Here is a 15,715-nt window from a genome sequence, read left to right on the forward strand (position 1 = left end):
CTTTAAGGGCCTTTTTGTTATCTATCATTTGATACTAGCTATGTTATATCAATCGATTGATATAGCGTTAAACCGGATTGTCGATATCAACAAAATGGTGAGTCACACCAAACTTCTCGACTAAATGCTCACCCAATGCCTGAATACCAAATCGCTCTGTCGCATGATGGCCTGCGGCAAAATAATGAATATTTTGCTCAACAGCGCTATGGAAAGTACGCTCAGAAACTTCACCACTTATAAAGGCATCTGCACCAAGTTCTGCAGCAATATCGATATAATCTTGAGCCCCACCACTACACCAAGCTAAATGATGAATGGGCTTATCGTTACTGCCAATATGCAGTGCTTTACGTCCCAGCACTTTAACCAATAAGGCATTAAAGTCATCCACAGACATAGGAGCATCTAAATGACCTTGCCACACCAATGCTTGAGGGGAAGATGCAACAGCTTCCGCATCGATAAGACCAAGCTTTCGCGCAAGTTCAGCGTTATTGCCAAGCATTAGATGTCCATCGAGAGGCAGATGATAACCGTAAAGGTTGATGTCATTATTTATCAATGATTTGATCCGCTGATATTTCATGCCGGTGAGCACTGCTGTCTCACCTTTCCAGAAAAAACCATGATGTACCAATAAGGCATCAGCATTAAGCTCCACAGCTCTGTCAATCAGTGCCTGGCATGCTGTAACCCCTGTCACTATGGTGTTGATTTGATCGCAACCTTGCACTTGTAAGCCGTTAGGGGCGTAATCTTTATAATTTGATACTTGCAAAAACTCAGCGAGATATTGCGTTAAATCTGAGCGATTCATGGCGACTCCTAAAAATCCCTTAATTACCAGACATTAAAATGCCAATGATGAGCAATAAATATTGCGCTAGTGTAGCCAAAATTGGCAATTACTTCATAGAAATAGGCCGAAATTCGGTGAAAATTGGACTTTTTTACCCTTTAAACTATAAAATTAGTGCAAACCTTCAATTACACATTAAAAATAAATAGGTTAAAACTATGTCAAATTTGACTAAAGAAGAGGTAATTAGCGCGTTAGAATCTGCACTAACAAAGGCGCAAGGGAAAACGGTAACTATCGAGCAAAAAGGTAGTTGGTACAAAATCGATGGCGGTAAATCTCTTCGTTTTAGCGAGATTGAGGCTATGTTAGCTGAGCAAGGCGGCACTGTAGCAGCGACTACTGAAAAGCAGCCTGCAGAAAAGAAAGCGCCTGCAGCTAAAAAAGCACCAGCCAAAGCTGCACCGAAGAAAGCTGCGGCTAAACCAGCAGCGAAAAGCGGTTCTGGTATGACGCCAAAAGAACTTTGGCGCGCTAAATTAGCAGGTAAAGGTCAGCTTCCTCGCGGATTCTAATCTCTACAATCCATAACAAAAAAGGAGCCTCGGCTCCTTTTTTGTTATCTGTTTATGGCAGCTCGATTATACCAATCAGTCTAAGAAAGCGATCTATTCAGCGACACATCTTTATATTGATTGGTATTACATCGCAAGGTCGACTCTAACGCTGCCCTTTAAATAAATCACACGCACTTGATCTCCAGTATTAAACACCATAGCGGGATCGAAATCTTGTAACACCATCACTTGTTCGCCACTATCGAAGGTGATCAATAGTTCAACCAATTTGAGTTGCTGCAGATAATCTCGGCTATAATGACTACCCGCGCCGGCACCAAGCAATGCCCCTAAAACGGTTGCTACATCTCGACCACTACCACCACCGAACTGATGGCCAATCACACCACCGAGTAGCGCACCGCCAAACATCTTCCAGCCACGGTGTTGATCTTCAACCAGCTGACTTTGACTAATATTACGCACCGAATTCACATAGCCATAAACAACTTTTTCAACAGGTACAGCCTTATTACGCTCATAAGCGGCATTGACTACAGATGGAATACCTGCAAAACAGCTGGCAACAAAAATCAGACTGATAAAGCGAAAGAAGTGGACTCTAGGTTTCAACATAGCTATTTTTCCGCTAACTTATAAAGAGGCTATCAACTAATTTTACTCAATTGTGAACTCACTGTCCTACTTAAATAATGAATTGGCGAAGTTTCCTTCACCAGAGTATGCCCTCACCGATCCAAACGGACTATTGGCTATTGGCGGTGATCTTCATCCCAAGCGATTATTAAGCGCATATTACGACGGTATTTTCCCTTGGTTTAATGAGAATGACCCTATACTCTGGTGGTCTCCCGATCCCCGTGCCGTTTTTGTCCCCGGCACCATGAAAATTAGCCGCAGCCTAAAGCGTCACATTAACAAGTCTCAATGGCGTTTCAGTGTCAATCGCGCATTTAATCGGGTGATAGAAAGTTGTGCTCAAAGCCGTCAAGGCAAAGAAGGTACTTGGATCACTGCTGAAATCCAACACGCCTATAAAGCCCTGCATAGGCAAGGTAAAGCACACTCCATTGAGGTTTGGGAAAATGAACAGCTTGTCGGGGGACTCTATGGTATTGCCGTGGGCCAAGTATTTTGTGGTGAATCCATGTTTCATTACAAAACCAACGCCTCTAAAGCCGCAATGATGATGTTGCATCAACATCTACTGAATCACAAGTTCAGGCTTATCGATGCCCAAGTAATGAATCCGCACCTTGAATCTCTCGGCGCAAAAGCACTAAAACGTAGTGATTTTATTAACCTGCTAAAACGCTTTAGAGATATCGAAGTGGCAAGTGACACTTGGCATTGCAACGAGGTTTTCCTTGAACTCTAAATCAGACACCATTCAAGTAGGCATGACCAACACGTTTGCCTGTAGTTATCTACCAGAGCAAAATGAACAGTTGCTGGTGCTGCAAGAAAACATCCTTAACGTCGAACTGTATGAGCAGTTGATCTCATTGGGGTTTCGTCGTAGCGGCGATACCTTGTATAAACCCCATTGCCCTATGTGCAGTGCCTGTCAGCCCATCAGAATTCCGGTTAAAGACTTTATCCCTTCCAGGCGACAAAAACGCACGCTAAAAAACAACAGAGACCTTAGTTGGTCAATTGTGAATAGCACCACAGATGAACATTACCAGCTTTACCAAGAGTATATTGCCAAACGACATTATGACGGCCCAATGTATCCACCCTCTCGACAACAATATGATCATTTTCTCCATTGCAACTGGCTTAAACCACAACTGATTGAACTGAGAGAAAATGGTAGATTAATTGGTGTCGCGGTAACCGACATGCTACCCAATAGCCTATCGGCTATTTACAGTTTTTTTGCACCCGAGGAACACAAGCGCTCCATGGGTAGCTTAATGATCTTAATCCAATGCCGTATTGCGAAACTATTGGCAAAAGAATTTGTTTATTTAGGCTATCAAATAAACGAGTCTAGAAAAATGAATTACAAAACCAATTACCAGCCTTACCAAATTCTTACCCAGCAAGGCTGGCAACAGAGCGAATAAGCTAAACAAATAGCGATTACGAACACATCTCCTTAGTGCGCTATCACGACATCCCTCTTTACAGCACGGCCGTTTTGCGGCATGATACGCCCGTTTTTAATATTTGAAGGCTAACAGGATAACTGATTAATGGCGAAAGAAGACAACATTGAGATGCAAGGCACTATTCTTGAAACCTTGCCAAATACAATGTTTCGAGTAGAGCTAGAGAATGGTCACGTAGTAATCGCCCATATCTCAGGCAAAATGCGTAAAAACTACATCCGTATTCTTACGGGTGACAAGGTCACAGTTCAGCTGACCCCTTATGATTTGAGCAAAGGGCGCATCGTCTTCCGTTCACGCTAAAGAGTTAGCTAACGATTTAAATAAAAAACCGGCCAATGCCGGTTTTTTTGTACTCTGAAAAATCTAATTGAAAAAGATACCCCAAGTAATACCAATCAAAGTAAATGAGTGATCAGCCCGTTTGTAACAGAAAAGGGCGCAGGAAAAATTGTCGAGAACAAGGCGTAAATTGCAGTCACTAGTTATTCTAATAACAAAATTTACAACACGGTTATCGGCGATTTTAACTAGCAAGAACGATCAGATAATTACTGAGATTGGTATTATTATCCCAATCAGTCTAAGAAAGTGATCTACTCAGCGTATTTTTAGCAATGAACTCAAAGGGAATGCATGATGAAATGGTTATTCCCTTATGAGGCCATTCAACGCTATTTAGGACGGGGCAGAAGCCACAAAAAAGGCTGCAATTGCAGCCTGTTAATTTACCCTGTGACTAACTTGTCACTTTTTCAGGGCGTTCAACATTAATGGTAATTTTATCACCTTCGGCATCGACGTGAGCCGTACCGCCCTTCTCTAGCTTACCAAATAAGATTTCATCGGCTAGCGGCCGCTTGATAAGCTCAGTCACAACACGTGCCATTGGACGTGCGCCCATCGCCTTATCGTACCCCTTCTCTGCAAGCAAGGTTCTGGCTTCATCACTCACATCAAGCACTACGGCCTTATCGTCCAACTGCGCCTGTAATTCAACCAAGAACTTGTCGACCACTTTAGCAATCACTGTCATATCGAGGTGATTGAACCAAATGATCTCATCAAGACGGTTTCTGAATTCAGGAGAGAACACACGGTTGATTTCCGACAGCGCATCTTGACTATGATCTTGCTGCTTAAAACCAATCGATTTACGCACCGTCTCTTGCACACCCGCATTGGTAGTCATCACCAAAGTCACATGTCTAAAGTCGGCTTTACGGCCATTGTTATCTGTTAATGTACCGTGATCCATTACCTGCAACAGCAAGTTGTACACATCGGGATGGGCTTTCTCAATTTCATCGAGCAGCACCACACAATGTGGATTTTTGATCACAGCGTCGGTTAACAAACCACCTTGGTCGTAGCCAACATAACCTGGAGGCGCACCGATAAGACGTGATACCGTATGGCTCTCCATGTATTCGGACATATCAAACCGAACCAAATTTAACCCTAGGCACGAAGCTAACTGGCTGGTCACCTCAGTTTTACCAACACCCGTAGGGCCTGCAAACAAGAAACTCCCCACCGGCTTAGCATCACCGCTCAAACCACTGCGAGATAAGCGTATCGCCGAGCTAAGGGCCTCGATAGCTTTATCTTGACCAAAGACCACCATCTTCAGATTACGCTCAAGATTCTTCAGCATATCTTTATCGGTGGCAGACACGGTTTTCTCTGGAATACGTGCCATCTTGGCAATAATCGCCTCAATTTCACTCTGACCAATGGTTTTTTTACGTTTACTCGCCGGTAGCATCGCCATTCTCGCCCCAGCCTCATCGATAACATCGATAGCTTTATCGGGAAGATGGCGGTCATTAATATGCTTATCCGACAATTTGGCTGCCACACCAAGCGCAGCTAAGGTATAACGCACGCCATGATGCTCTTCATATTTTGACTTCAAGCCTTGCAAAATTTTAGTCGTTTCGGCAACCGAAGGCTCATTAACATCAATCTTTTGAAAGCGTCTTGCTAAGGCACGGTCTTTTTCAAAAATGCTTTGGTATTCTTGGAAAGTGGTTGAGCCCATACAACGTAAATTACCACTCGATAACAATGGCTTAAGCAGATTAGATGCATCCATCACCCCACCAGATGCAGCCCCAGCCCCAATGATGGTATGGATCTCATCAATAAATAAAATGGCATGCTTATCTTTAGCTAACTCTTTTAGCAGGCTTTTGAAACGCTTTTCAAAGTCACCACGGTATTTAGTGCCCGCCAGTAGCGCGCCTAAATCGAGTGAATAAACCGTAGCGGTTTCCATCACCTCTGGCACTTCTTCGTTGACGATGCGATAAGCCAAGCCTTCAGCGATAGCCGTTTTACCTACACCAGCTTCACCGACTAATAAAGGGTTGTTTTTACGACGACGACAGAGGATCTGTATCGCACGCTCAATTTCATCGCTGCGGCCAATCAATGGGTCAATATTGCCATTGCGGGCTTCTTCATTCAGATTCGAAGTAAATTGCGATAGCTTACTACGCTCCTCAGCCTCACTATTATCCTCTATCTGCTCAGTCTCTTGCGCTTCATCAATCTCGTCTCTGCCCACTCCGTGAGAAATATAATTAACGATATCTAAGCGGGTGATCTCGCCATTACGCAGCAAATAAACCGCTTGTGATTCTTGCTCACTAAAAATAGCCACCAGCACATTGGCGCCAGTCACTTCATTGCGACCGGAAGATTGCACATGAAACACTGCCCGCTGCAGTACGCGCTGAAAGCCTAAGGTAGGTTGGGTCTCTCGCTCATCATTAGGATCGCTAATAATCGGTGTGGTCTGCTCAATAAAACTCGCCACATCTTGACGAAGTCTATCGAGATTAGCCCCACAAGCGAGTAATGCCTCTTGCGCTGCTGGATTATCAATTAACGCTAATAGCAGATGCTCAACGGTCATATACTCATGGCGAGCGTCTCTGGCTTGTTGAAATGCCAGATTTAAGGTGACCTCTAGATCTTTATTTAACATAGCACCCCCTAAATTAATCACTACATGTTGAGATTCAGGCTTTCTCTAAAGAACACAGTAACGGATGTTGGTTTTGTCTTGCAAATTGATTTACCTGAGCAACCTTGGTTTCAGCAATACCAAAAGGAAAAATACCACAGACTCCTTTGCCTTTATGATGGATCGCTAACATGATATCTGTCGCTTCTTGCTCATTTTTTTTGAAAAAAAGTTGTAATACCTCAATGACAAAATCCATTGGGGTGTAGTCATCGTTGTTTAAAATTACTTTATACATTGAAGGCGGAGCGATCTCTGATTCAACTCTTTCTTCAACACGTTCTATATTGCCTGTTTTGCCCATCTTTAAATATTAGCCTCTAGTTTTGGCTTCTACCAAATGTTGATTTTTCTCTTTATCCAAACATACCAGTCAGGGGTTCAATAACGCAATTGATCATATTTTTTATCAAAAATGTTGCCGCATTGTTAAGTTACGCTTGACATCCACTTTTACTGGTTACATTCTGTTTACTGAGTGGTGAATTATCCCAGTCAGTTTAGTTTTACTATCTTACTGGTCAGTAAACAACAGAAGGAAGTGGAAGTATGGCAAACGGAACTGTTAAATGGTTCAACAACGCCAAAGGATTCGGGTTTATCTGCCCTGAAGCTGGTGGTGAAGACGTTTTCGCACATTATTCTACCATTGAAATGGAAGGCTATCGAACTCTAAAAGCAGGCCAACCAGTTCAATTTGAAGTAGAAGAAGGGCCAAAAGGGATGCACGCGTCAGCGATATCTCCTACAAAATAGTAGGCGTGAAAACAAAAAAGGCAGGGTTTCCCCTGCCTTTTTTATTGGCTGATATTCATCGGAAACGGAGCAAGTAAACTCTCTCCGTTTCCAACTTCATCATTGGCCTATTAACGCATTTAACGTTGCACTCGGGCGCATCGCTGTTGCTGCTTTAGCAGCATCTAAACGGTAGTAACCGCCTAAATCAACCGCACTACCTTGAGCACCATTTAATTCAGCGACAATCTTAGCCTCATTTTCGCTCATCGCTGCGGCCAATGGAGCAAAATAAGCTTTTAGCTCTTGATCGCTATCTTGCGCAGTCAACGCTTGAGCCCAGTACATCGCTAAATAGAAGTGGCTACCACGGTTATCGAGTTCACCAACGCGACGTGATGGTGAGCGGTTTTCATCTAAGAACTGTCCAATCGCAATATCTAACGCATCGGCCAAGACTTGAGCTTTAGGGTTATTGTAGTTTTGACTTAGATGCTCAAGAGAAGCGCCTAGAGCCAAGAATTCACCTAGTGAGTCCCAACGCAAGTGCCCTTCTTTTTCAACCTGCTGTACGTGCTTAGGCGCACTACCACCAGCACCGGTTTCAAATAATCCACCGCCGCTCATTAATGGTACGATCGAAAGCATCTTAGCACTGGTACCCAATTCTAAAATAGGGAACAAATCTGTCAGGTAATCACGTAACACGTTACCTGTGACAGAGATGGTATCTAAACCTGCTTTAATACGCTGTAGTGAGAAGCGAGTTGCTTCCACTGGCGACATGATATAAATTTCAAGACCGCTGGTGTCATGCTCAGGCAGATATTGTTTGACCTTAGCGATAAGCTGAGCATCGTGTGCACGCTCGGCATCAAGCCAAAATACGGCTGGCGTCGCTGATAAACGCGAACGGTTAACGGCTAATTTTACCCAATCACGGATAGGCGCGTCTTTAACCTGGCACATTCTCCAAATATCACCAGCTTCCACATCATGGCTCAATAACACATTACCAGCTGCATCAACCACTTTCACCACACCATCGGCAGCGATTTCGAAGGTCTTATCGTGGCTACCGTACTCTTCAGCTTTTTGCGCCATTAAGCCCACATTAGGTACGCTTCCCATAGTGGTTGGATCGAAAGCGCCATTCTCTTTACAGAACTGAATCGTTTCTTGGTAAACACCGGCATAACAACGATCTGGGATAAGTGCTTTGGTATCTTTCAGCTGACCATCGGGGCCCCACATTTGACCAGATGAGCGGATAGCCGCAGGCATAGAAGCATCGATGATCACGTCGCTTGGAACATGTAAGTTAGTGATACCACGATCAGAATCAACCATAGCTAATGCTGGACGCTGGGCATAAATAGCAGCGATGTCAGCTTCGATTGCAGCTTTTTGCTCTGCTGGTAGACTAGCAATTTTGGCATACACATCACCAAAACCGTTGTTAACATCAACGCCTAACTGTTCAAATAGTTCACCATGTTTAGCAAAGAGTTCTTTATAGAAAACCTTAACTGCATGACCAAATAAAATCGGGTCTGACACCTTCATCATGGTCGCTTTAAGATGCAGAGAAAGTAATACGTCTTCATCTTTAGCTGCAGCGATTTCACGCTCAAAATAGGAAACTAACGCCTTATTACTCATTGTCGCAGCATCGATCACTTCACCCGCTTGCAGATCCAGTGCCGACTTTAATGTCTTGCTTGTACCGTCTTTTGCTTCAAAAACGATATCAATTTGAGTGGCTTCAGCAAAGGTTACCGATTGCTCTGAACCATAAAAATCACCGTTATCCATATGAGAGACGTGAGACTTTGACTCTCTACTCCATGCACCCATTGAATGTGGGTTTTTCTTTGCATAATTTTTAACAGACGTTGGTGCACGGCGATCTGAATTACCTTCACGTAAAACCGGGTTTACCGCACTACCTTTAATCTTGTCGTAACGTGATTTCACGTCAACTTCGGTATCAGTCGTTGGCTCATCAGGATAATCTGGAAGCGCATAGCCTTTGGCTTGAAGCTCTTTAATACAAGCTTTTAACTGTGGAATAGATGCACTGATATTTGGAAGTTTAATAATGTTAGCTTCTGGCTTAGTCGCCAACTCGCCTAGCTCAGCTAGGGCATCAGAAATTTGTTGTTCAGCAGTCAGAAAGTCAGGGAAATTAGCAATAATACGCCCAGAAAGTGAAATATCACGGGTTTCAACACCGACACCTGCAGCGGCAGTAAAGTTTTTAATAATCGGAAGTAAAGATAGGGTCGCTAGAGCTGGAGCTTCGTCGGTTTCAGTATAGATAATCGTTGGATTGTCGTTCATTGTATGTCCTACGTTTTGTATAATAAAGCGTTAATGAATCTGATTATTTTTCTAATTATATCTGCGAGTAAATCGCATTTTTTGTAGAGTGAAATGACCTAGAGGTATGCAAATACAGAGGTTGAAAAGTGATTAAATCGCTCAATGCCACCATCACTTATGAATTCAAAATCAATGCAATACAACCCGCATCTAACATCTCAAAAACTAATTACGTTTTGCTATCGATCACATTTTTATGGACGACATCATAAATCATTCCCAGTAATATTCAAATTCCACTAAGGGCGAATGCCAAGTACAATGTGTTATATCCAATAAATGACCTTAGAAACTGGCCTTGTGAGCGTATCGAAACCTAAAAAATCAACCTCATATTCCCGTCCTGCTGCAGCGACTCATCGTAGCAAGAGTTCGAAAACCCAATCACAGGGTAATCCCAAACACTCAGCTCGTCGTCCTGCAAGAAAAACCACAAAGCCACGAGCAGAAAAGCCCATCATTGTCTTGTTTAATAAACCTTTTGATGTGCTATGTCAGTTCACCGATGAACAAGGTAGACAAACCTTAAAAGACTTTATTCCAATCAAAGATGTTTATGCCGCAGGCCGTTTAGACCGCGACAGTGAAGGTTTACTCTTATTAACCAACGACGGTCAATTACAAGCAAAAATAACCCAGCCAAACAAAAAAACCTTTAAAACTTACTGGGTGCAAGTTGAAGGTCAGCCGAGTGAATCCGCTTTAGCCTCACTACGCCAAGGCATTGAGTTAAAAGATGGTTTTACCTTACCTGCCAAAGTTGAAATTATCGAATCGCCTGTAATTTGGCCAAGAAATCCGCCGATACGAGAGCGACAAAATATCCCAACCACCTGGCTACAAATTGAAATTTGTGAAGGGCGTAATCGCCAGGTACGTCGAATGACTGCTCATGTGGGTTACCCAACACTCAGATTAATTCGTTATAAAATAGGACAATGGAGCCTAGATGATATTGCCAATGGCGAATATCGGGTGGTTTCAGATAAGTCATCCACTGCAAATTTTTGAGCAATAAATTTGGTGGTTCACAGCCTTAAGGAACCAATATGCATCGCTATAAACCCAACGTTACCGTGGCATGTGTCATTCGCAGCCAAGATAAATATTTAATGGTTGAAGAGCTGATTGACGGTGAGCTCAAGTATAACCAACCTGCAGGACACCTCGAAGCCAATGAATCACTTATCAATGCCTGCAAAAGAGAAGTCCGTGAAGAAACCGGATTAACCGTCGAGCCTGAGTCGCTAATCGGTATCTATCAATTTCAAGCTAATAGCGAACTGGCTTTCTTACGCTTCACCTATTTCTGCCAACTCGAACAACAGCTCGATACAGAGCCTCAAGACCAAGCTATTAACCGAGCCGTATGGTTATCAATCACTGAAATTCGTACACTAAAATCACAACTTAGAAGCCCATTAGTGCTGCAATGCATTGAAGATCAGCTACAGGGAAAACAATTTTCGCCAGAGATAGTTAATTGTCAATTTCTCTAGTTAGCTACCGCGCATAATGCGTGATAGAATACGCCCCCGCAGATAAGGTGTTATAGGCGCATTTTATGCTCCTTAATTAACAAGTTGAGCAAGAATGTCGCTATAAGCGACATAATCAATGCCTAATGTCTTGTCGTAGCAACATAATTTTTAATGGTTTTCAGGATCTATGGCACTAATCGAACCCAATCCAAACGGTAAAAAAGTCATCGTCGGTATGTCTGGCGGTGTTGACTCATCTGTTTCTGCATATCTACTAATGAAACAAGGCTATCAAGTTGAAGGCCTGTTCATGAAAAACTGGGAAGAAGACGATACCGACGAGTATTGCGCCGCAGCTGAAGACTTAAAAGATGCACAAGCCGTTTGCGACAAATTAGGTATCACGTTGCACACCGTTAATTTCGCCGCCGAATATTGGGACAATGTGTTCGAATATTTTTTGGCAGAATATAAAGCGGGACGCACGCCAAACCCAGACATCATGTGCAACAAAGAGATCAAATTTAAAGCCTTCTTAGAGTTTGCCGATGAGATCTTAGATGCCGACTATATCGCAATGGGCCATTATGTACGCCGCAGCGATGCCTCAGGTCAAAGCCAAATGCTTCGAGGTGTCGATAGCAATAAAGATCAAAGCTACTTCCTCTATACCTTAAGCCATGAACAGGTGTCGCGTTCTCTATTTCCCGTTGGCGAGTTAGAGAAAAGCGAAGTGCGTGAAATAGCCAAAGAGATGGGGCTTATTACTCACGATAAAAAAGACAGCACAGGTATCTGTTTTATCGGCGAGCGCAAGTTTACCGACTTCTTACAAACCTTCTTGCCCGCTCAGCCCGGTAAGATTGAAACCGCTGACGGCGAAGTGATCGGTGAACATCAAGGTTTGATGTACCACACTCTTGGCCAACGCAAAGGCCTTGGCATTGGCGGCATGAAGAATAGCAATGACGATCCTTGGTATGTGGTAGACAAAGATCTTGAACGTAACGTACTGGTTGTCGGTCAAGGCGGCAACCACCCACGCCTGATGTCCAGCGGATTTTATGCCGACCAACTACATTGGGTTGATCGCAAAGGCCCAGCAGACGGTGCAAACATCACTGTAAAAACCCGTTATCGACAACGCGATGTGGCTTGTACCCTTTCCTATGATGGTGAAGACCGCATTAAAGTGATGTTTACAGACCCTGTTGCAGCCGTTACGCCAGGCCAATCTGCAGTGTTCTACGATGGTGAAGTCTGCCTTGGCGGCGGCATCATAGACTCACTGATCAAATCGTAAACAGAAGAAGAGAAAATACGTGAGCCAAGCAATCTTTGACAGAACCATGGCATTTGCCGGCATCTTGCAGGCAATTGCCCAAGTACAGCGTGTTGCCCGTCATGGGCAAGGCGATAATGACGCCTTGGCGGCCTGCCTCAATACCATCTTAGTCACTAACCCTGACAGTACTAGCGATGTGTATGCTGACAAAATCGTTCTCAGAAGCGGCTATCAACTGATCATCAACCAACTGGGCGATGACAAACAAAAAGATGTTGAAATAACCCGCTACCTGATTGGTATTCTCGCCCTTGAGCGCAAACTCTCTCGCTCTTCAAATGCCATGGGCATGTTAGCAGAACGTATTAATCAGGTGCATCGTCAACTGCATCACTTCTCGATCACCGATGATCAAGTTGTCGCTAATTTCGCTGGTATTTATAGCGACATTATCAGCGATATAGGCCCTAAAATTCAGATCTCAGGCAACCCTGAGTTTTTGAAGCAGCCGTTGGTTCAACAAAGAATTCGCGCCTTACTGCTCGCCGCTATGCGTAGCGCAGTATTATGGCGCCAATTAGGAGGCAAGCGTAGACACCTTGTCTTCTCTAGAAAAGCAATTGTCGATATAGCAAATAAAAGCCTTACCCTATAAATAATTAATCTAAGTTCATAAAGGAGCTTCTGATGGAACTTTCCGCACTAACTGCTATCTCTCCGGTAGACGGTCGTTATGGTAGTAAAACCGCCTCATTACGAGGGATTTTCAGCGAGTACGGCCTGACCAAATACCGTGTTCAAGTCGAAATTAACTGGCTAAAGCTACTTTCTAGCTGTCCAGAAATTAAAGAAGTTCCACCTTTTAGCGAAGCGGCATTAGCCCTACTCGACCAGATCAAAGACAACTTCAATGAAGAAGACGCGTTACGCGTTAAAACCATTGAAGCAACCACCAATCACGACGTTAAAGCGGTTGAATATTTCATCAAAGAAAAAATCGCCGATAACGCCGAACTGGTTGCCATCGATGAATTTGTACACTTTGCTTGTACTTCTGAAGATATCAACAACCTGTCACACGGTTTAATGCTGACAGATGCTCGCGAGCAAGTATTAGTGCCTTACTGCCAACAAATCCTTGATGGTATTAAGAAGTTAGCGGCTGAATACAAGTCAGTTCCACTTATGTCACGTACTCACGGTCAACCTGCTTCACCTTCCACTTTAGGTAAAGAGATGGCTAACGTGGCAGTTCGTCTAGAACGTCAACTTAAGCAAATTCAAGCTGTGGAAATTATGGGTAAGATTAACGGCGCGGTTGGTAACTACAACGCTCACCTATCTGCTTATCCAGAAGTTGACTGGCATACTCTGTCACAACGCTTCGTGACTAGCCTAGGCCTAAACTGGAACCCGTACACCACTCAAATTGAACCACACGATTACATCGCTGAGTTATTTGATGCCGTTGCTCGTTTCAATACTGTTTTAATCGACTTCGACCGTGATATCTGGGGTTACATCGCCCTAGGTCACTTCAAGCAAAAAACCATTGCTGGTGAAATTGGTTCATCAACCATGCCACACAAGGTTAACCCAATCGATTTCGAAAACTCTGAAGGTAACTTGGGTATTGCAAACGCATTGATGCAACACCTTGCGGCTAAGCTACCTGTATCTCGTTGGCAGCGCGACCTAACTGACTCTACCGTTCTACGTAACTTAGGTGTGGGTATGGCACACGCGTTAATCGCATACCAAGCCACGCTAAAAGGGATCAGCAAGTTAGAAGTTAACGAAGCTCACCTACGTGAAGAGCTAGATCAAAACTGGGAAGTACTTGCTGAGCCTGTACAAACAGTTATGCGTCGTTATGGTATTGAAAAGCCGTACGAGAAACTTAAAGAGCTAACTCGCGGTAAGCGTATTGATGGTGAGCAACTTGCCCAGTTCATCGATAATCTTGAGCTTCCAGCTGAAGTTAAAGTTGAACTGAAAAAAATGACGCCTGCTAACTACATCGGCCGTGCAGAAGCCTTTGTTGATGAGCTAAAGTGATCATTATCGACTGATATTTAAAAAAGGCGGTGAGCATTATGCTTACCGCCTTTTTTATTTAGCTTATACTGCTCACATTTACGCACCACAATCTGGGTTTAACCTTTCATGTATACAGTTAACTTCGATCCACAAGCTTTTTTACAACAGCACTGGCAGAAACAGCCTCTAGTGATTAAGGCCGCCTTTAAACACTTCCAAGACCCTATCAGCCCAGAAGAACTTGCAGGCTTGGCCTGCGAAGAAGAGATCGCATCACGTATCGTACTAACCAAACAAGGTAACTGGGAGATCATTCAAGGGCCTATCGAAGATTATTCACCCTTTGGCGAAGATAATTGGCAACTCTTGGTTCAGGCGGTAAATCACTGGTATCCCGATTCACAGCCGCTAGTTGACGCTTTTCGCTTTATCCCCGACTGGCGTTTCGATGACTTAATGGTGTCATTTGCCACTCCCGGCGGTGGAGTGGGCCCCCATATAGATAACTATGATGTTTTCTTGCTACAAGGTGAAGGTAAACGACGTTGGAAAGTCGGCGCTAAAGGACAATATTCTCCCCGTGGAGGAGATACTCATACGTCACTGATTGATGACTTTGAGCCCATTATTGACGTGATACTTGAAGCCGGTGACATGTTATATATCCCACCGGGATTTCCTCACCGCGGCGAGACCTTAGAAACGGCTTTAAGCTACTCGATTGGTTTTCGCGCTCCCAGTCAGCAAGAGTTACTCAGCAGTATTGCCGATCACCTTATCGATACCAATAGCGGCTTAACCCGATTCACATCTCAACAAGAGCCCAATGCCTCTGGATTACTCACCATAGATCAGCAGCAAGGCATGATGGATTTATTGCAGACATTATTGACCCAGCCAGAGCACTATCAAAATGTTTTAGGGCACTTACTCAGTCAAAACCGTTTTGAGCTTGACCTATGTGAACCTCAGCAAGACTACCATAAAGCTGAACTCATTAGCGCTTTAGAAGAAGGGGCTGAGCTACTTCGTATTGGCGGATTAAAGGTAATTCAAATTGAAGCCGATCAACAGCAACGCTTATTCATCAATGGTGAAAGTTACTCATTAGGTAGTTGCCAAGCTGAATTACTGACACAACTTGCCAACCAAATTAGCTTTGACAGTACTAGCGCACTCGAATTGTGTCAGCAAACTGAAATATGTGACTACTTCCTGTGGATGCTTAATCGCGGCTATGCCTATTTGGCTTAAACAG

Annotated in this window: 16 protein-coding genes; 11 read left to right on the forward strand and 5 right to left on the reverse strand. The window is 43.7% G+C overall.

Going from position 1 to position 15,715, the window contains the following annotated elements:
• Positions 1 to 67: 67 nt before the first annotated feature.
• A complete protein-coding gene (locus tag L1D21_RS08560; protein ID WP_239844813.1) occupies positions 68 to 820 on the reverse strand; it encodes a Nif3-like dinuclear metal center hexameric protein in 753 nt (250 codons plus the stop codon).
• 200 nt (positions 821 to 1,020) lie between these two features.
• On the opposite strand from L1D21_RS08560, the gene L1D21_RS08565 reads away from it, so the two are divergent.
• Positions 1,021 to 1,377 (forward strand): hypothetical protein, encoded by a 357-nt coding sequence (locus L1D21_RS08565; protein WP_239844814.1) that lies wholly within the window; start codon positions 1,021 to 1,023, stop codon positions 1,375 to 1,377.
• A gap of 126 nt (positions 1,378 to 1,503) precedes the next feature.
• Here L1D21_RS08565 and L1D21_RS08570 read toward each other — a convergent pair whose 3' ends face one another.
• A complete protein-coding gene (locus L1D21_RS08570; protein ID WP_239844815.1) occupies positions 1,504 to 1,995 on the reverse strand; it encodes a glycine zipper 2TM domain-containing protein in 492 nt (163 codons plus the stop codon).
• A 52-nt stretch (positions 1,996 to 2,047) separates the two neighbouring features.
• Between L1D21_RS08570 and aat the strand changes: the two genes are divergently transcribed.
• The 3 genes from aat to infA all read left to right on the forward strand — a co-directional run bounded on the left by aat (position 2,048) and on the right by infA (position 3,800).
• Positions 2,048 to 2,758, forward strand: a complete 711-nt coding sequence (gene aat, locus L1D21_RS08575) for a leucyl/phenylalanyl-tRNA--protein transferase (RefSeq protein ID WP_239844816.1) — start codon at positions 2,048 to 2,050, stop codon at positions 2,756 to 2,758.
• Complete coding sequence (locus tag L1D21_RS08580; RefSeq protein WP_239844817.1) at positions 2,748 to 3,452, forward strand: arginyltransferase; 705 nt, start codon at positions 2,748 to 2,750, stop codon at positions 3,450 to 3,452. Before aat ends, L1D21_RS08580 begins: the two co-directional genes overlap by 11 nt.
• A gap of 129 nt (positions 3,453 to 3,581) precedes the next feature.
• On the forward strand, positions 3,582 to 3,800 hold the full coding sequence (infA, locus tag L1D21_RS08585; RefSeq protein WP_011865366.1) for a translation initiation factor IF-1: 219 nt from the start codon (positions 3,582 to 3,584) through the stop codon (positions 3,798 to 3,800).
• Positions 3,801 to 4,236: 436 nt separating this feature from the next.
• On the opposite strand, the gene clpA is transcribed toward infA, so the two are convergent.
• Both clpA and clpS read right to left on the reverse strand, forming a co-directional pair.
• Positions 4,237 to 6,492 carry an ATP-dependent Clp protease ATP-binding subunit ClpA gene (clpA, locus tag L1D21_RS08590; RefSeq protein ID WP_239844818.1) on the reverse strand — a complete coding sequence of 752 codons (2,256 nt, stop codon included), beginning with the start codon at positions 6,490 to 6,492 and terminating at the stop codon, positions 4,237 to 4,239.
• 34 nt (positions 6,493 to 6,526) lie between these two features.
• Positions 6,527 to 6,835 (reverse strand): ATP-dependent Clp protease adapter ClpS, encoded by a 309-nt coding sequence (clpS, locus tag L1D21_RS08595; protein ID WP_239844819.1) that lies wholly within the window; start codon positions 6,833 to 6,835, stop codon positions 6,527 to 6,529.
• 245 nt (positions 6,836 to 7,080) lie between these two features.
• Here clpS and cspD point away from each other — a divergent pair, with 245 nt between their 5' ends.
• A complete protein-coding gene (cspD, locus tag L1D21_RS08600) occupies positions 7,081 to 7,287 on the forward strand; it encodes a cold shock domain-containing protein CspD (protein ID WP_239844820.1) in 207 nt (68 codons plus the stop codon).
• A gap of 99 nt (positions 7,288 to 7,386) precedes the next feature.
• On the opposite strand, the gene L1D21_RS08605 is transcribed toward cspD, so the two are convergent.
• Complete coding sequence (locus L1D21_RS08605) at positions 7,387 to 9,609, reverse strand: NADP-dependent isocitrate dehydrogenase (RefSeq protein WP_239844821.1); 2,223 nt, start codon at positions 9,607 to 9,609, stop codon at positions 7,387 to 7,389.
• A 342-nt stretch (positions 9,610 to 9,951) separates the two neighbouring features.
• Here L1D21_RS08605 and rluE point away from each other — a divergent pair, with 342 nt between their 5' ends.
• The 6 genes from rluE (at position 9,952) to L1D21_RS08635 (ending at position 15,711) form a co-directional block, all read left to right on the forward strand.
• Positions 9,952 to 10,662, forward strand: coding sequence for a 23S rRNA pseudouridine(2457) synthase RluE (gene rluE / locus L1D21_RS08610; RefSeq protein ID WP_239844822.1), 711 nt, complete (start codon positions 9,952 to 9,954; stop codon positions 10,660 to 10,662).
• 38 nt (positions 10,663 to 10,700) lie between these two features.
• Positions 10,701 to 11,150: an NUDIX hydrolase gene (locus tag L1D21_RS08615; protein ID WP_239844823.1), complete on the forward strand. Its 450-nt coding sequence runs from the start codon at positions 10,701 to 10,703 to the stop codon at positions 11,148 to 11,150.
• Between the two features lie 169 nt (positions 11,151 to 11,319).
• A complete protein-coding gene (gene mnmA, locus L1D21_RS08620) occupies positions 11,320 to 12,435 on the forward strand; it encodes a tRNA 2-thiouridine(34) synthase MnmA (protein ID WP_239844824.1) in 1,116 nt (371 codons plus the stop codon).
• A gap of 19 nt (positions 12,436 to 12,454) precedes the next feature.
• Positions 12,455 to 13,072: a high frequency lysogenization protein HflD gene (gene hflD / locus L1D21_RS08625; protein WP_239844825.1), complete on the forward strand. Its 618-nt coding sequence runs from the start codon at positions 12,455 to 12,457 to the stop codon at positions 13,070 to 13,072.
• Between the two features lie 32 nt (positions 13,073 to 13,104).
• A complete protein-coding gene (gene purB, locus L1D21_RS08630) occupies positions 13,105 to 14,475 on the forward strand; it encodes an adenylosuccinate lyase (RefSeq protein WP_239844826.1) in 1,371 nt (456 codons plus the stop codon).
• Positions 14,476 to 14,583: 108 nt separating this feature from the next.
• On the forward strand, positions 14,584 to 15,711 hold the full coding sequence (locus L1D21_RS08635; protein WP_239844827.1) for a cupin domain-containing protein: 1,128 nt from the start codon (positions 14,584 to 14,586) through the stop codon (positions 15,709 to 15,711).
• Positions 15,712 to 15,715: the final 4 nt, after the last annotated feature.

This window comes from Shewanella sp. Isolate11, from assembly GCF_022398315.1.
Classification (GTDB): domain Bacteria; phylum Pseudomonadota; class Gammaproteobacteria; order Enterobacterales; family Shewanellaceae; genus Shewanella.

Bases quoted from the DNA above. Each gene is read 5' to 3' on its own strand.
- L1D21_RS08605 (WP_239844821.1), bottom strand. From the start codon at position 9,609: ATGAACGACAATCCAACGATTATCTATACTGAAACCGACGAAGCTCCA.
- L1D21_RS08635 (WP_239844827.1), top strand. From the start codon at position 14,584: ATGTATACAGTTAACTTCGATCCACAAGCTTTTTTACAACAGCACTGG.
- clpA (WP_239844818.1), bottom strand. From the start codon at position 6,492: ATGTTAAATAAAGATCTAGAGGTCACCTTAAATCTGGCATTTCAACAA.
- L1D21_RS08570 (WP_239844815.1), bottom strand. From the start codon at position 1,995: ATGTTGAAACCTAGAGTCCACTTCTTTCGCTTTATCAGTCTGATTTTT.
- L1D21_RS08560 (WP_239844813.1), bottom strand. From the start codon at position 820: ATGAATCGCTCAGATTTAACGCAATATCTCGCTGAGTTTTTGCAAGTA.
- clpS (WP_239844819.1), bottom strand. From the start codon at position 6,835: ATGGGCAAAACAGGCAATATAGAACGTGTTGAAGAAAGAGTTGAATCA.
- L1D21_RS08615 (WP_239844823.1), top strand. From the start codon at position 10,701: ATGCATCGCTATAAACCCAACGTTACCGTGGCATGTGTCATTCGCAGC.
- purB (WP_239844826.1), top strand. From the start codon at position 13,105: ATGGAACTTTCCGCACTAACTGCTATCTCTCCGGTAGACGGTCGTTAT.
- infA (WP_011865366.1), top strand. From the start codon at position 3,582: ATGGCGAAAGAAGACAACATTGAGATGCAAGGCACTATTCTTGAAACC.
- L1D21_RS08565 (WP_239844814.1), top strand. From the start codon at position 1,021: ATGTCAAATTTGACTAAAGAAGAGGTAATTAGCGCGTTAGAATCTGCA.
- mnmA (WP_239844824.1), top strand. From the start codon at position 11,320: ATGGCACTAATCGAACCCAATCCAAACGGTAAAAAAGTCATCGTCGGT.
- cspD (WP_239844820.1), top strand. From the start codon at position 7,081: ATGGCAAACGGAACTGTTAAATGGTTCAACAACGCCAAAGGATTCGGG.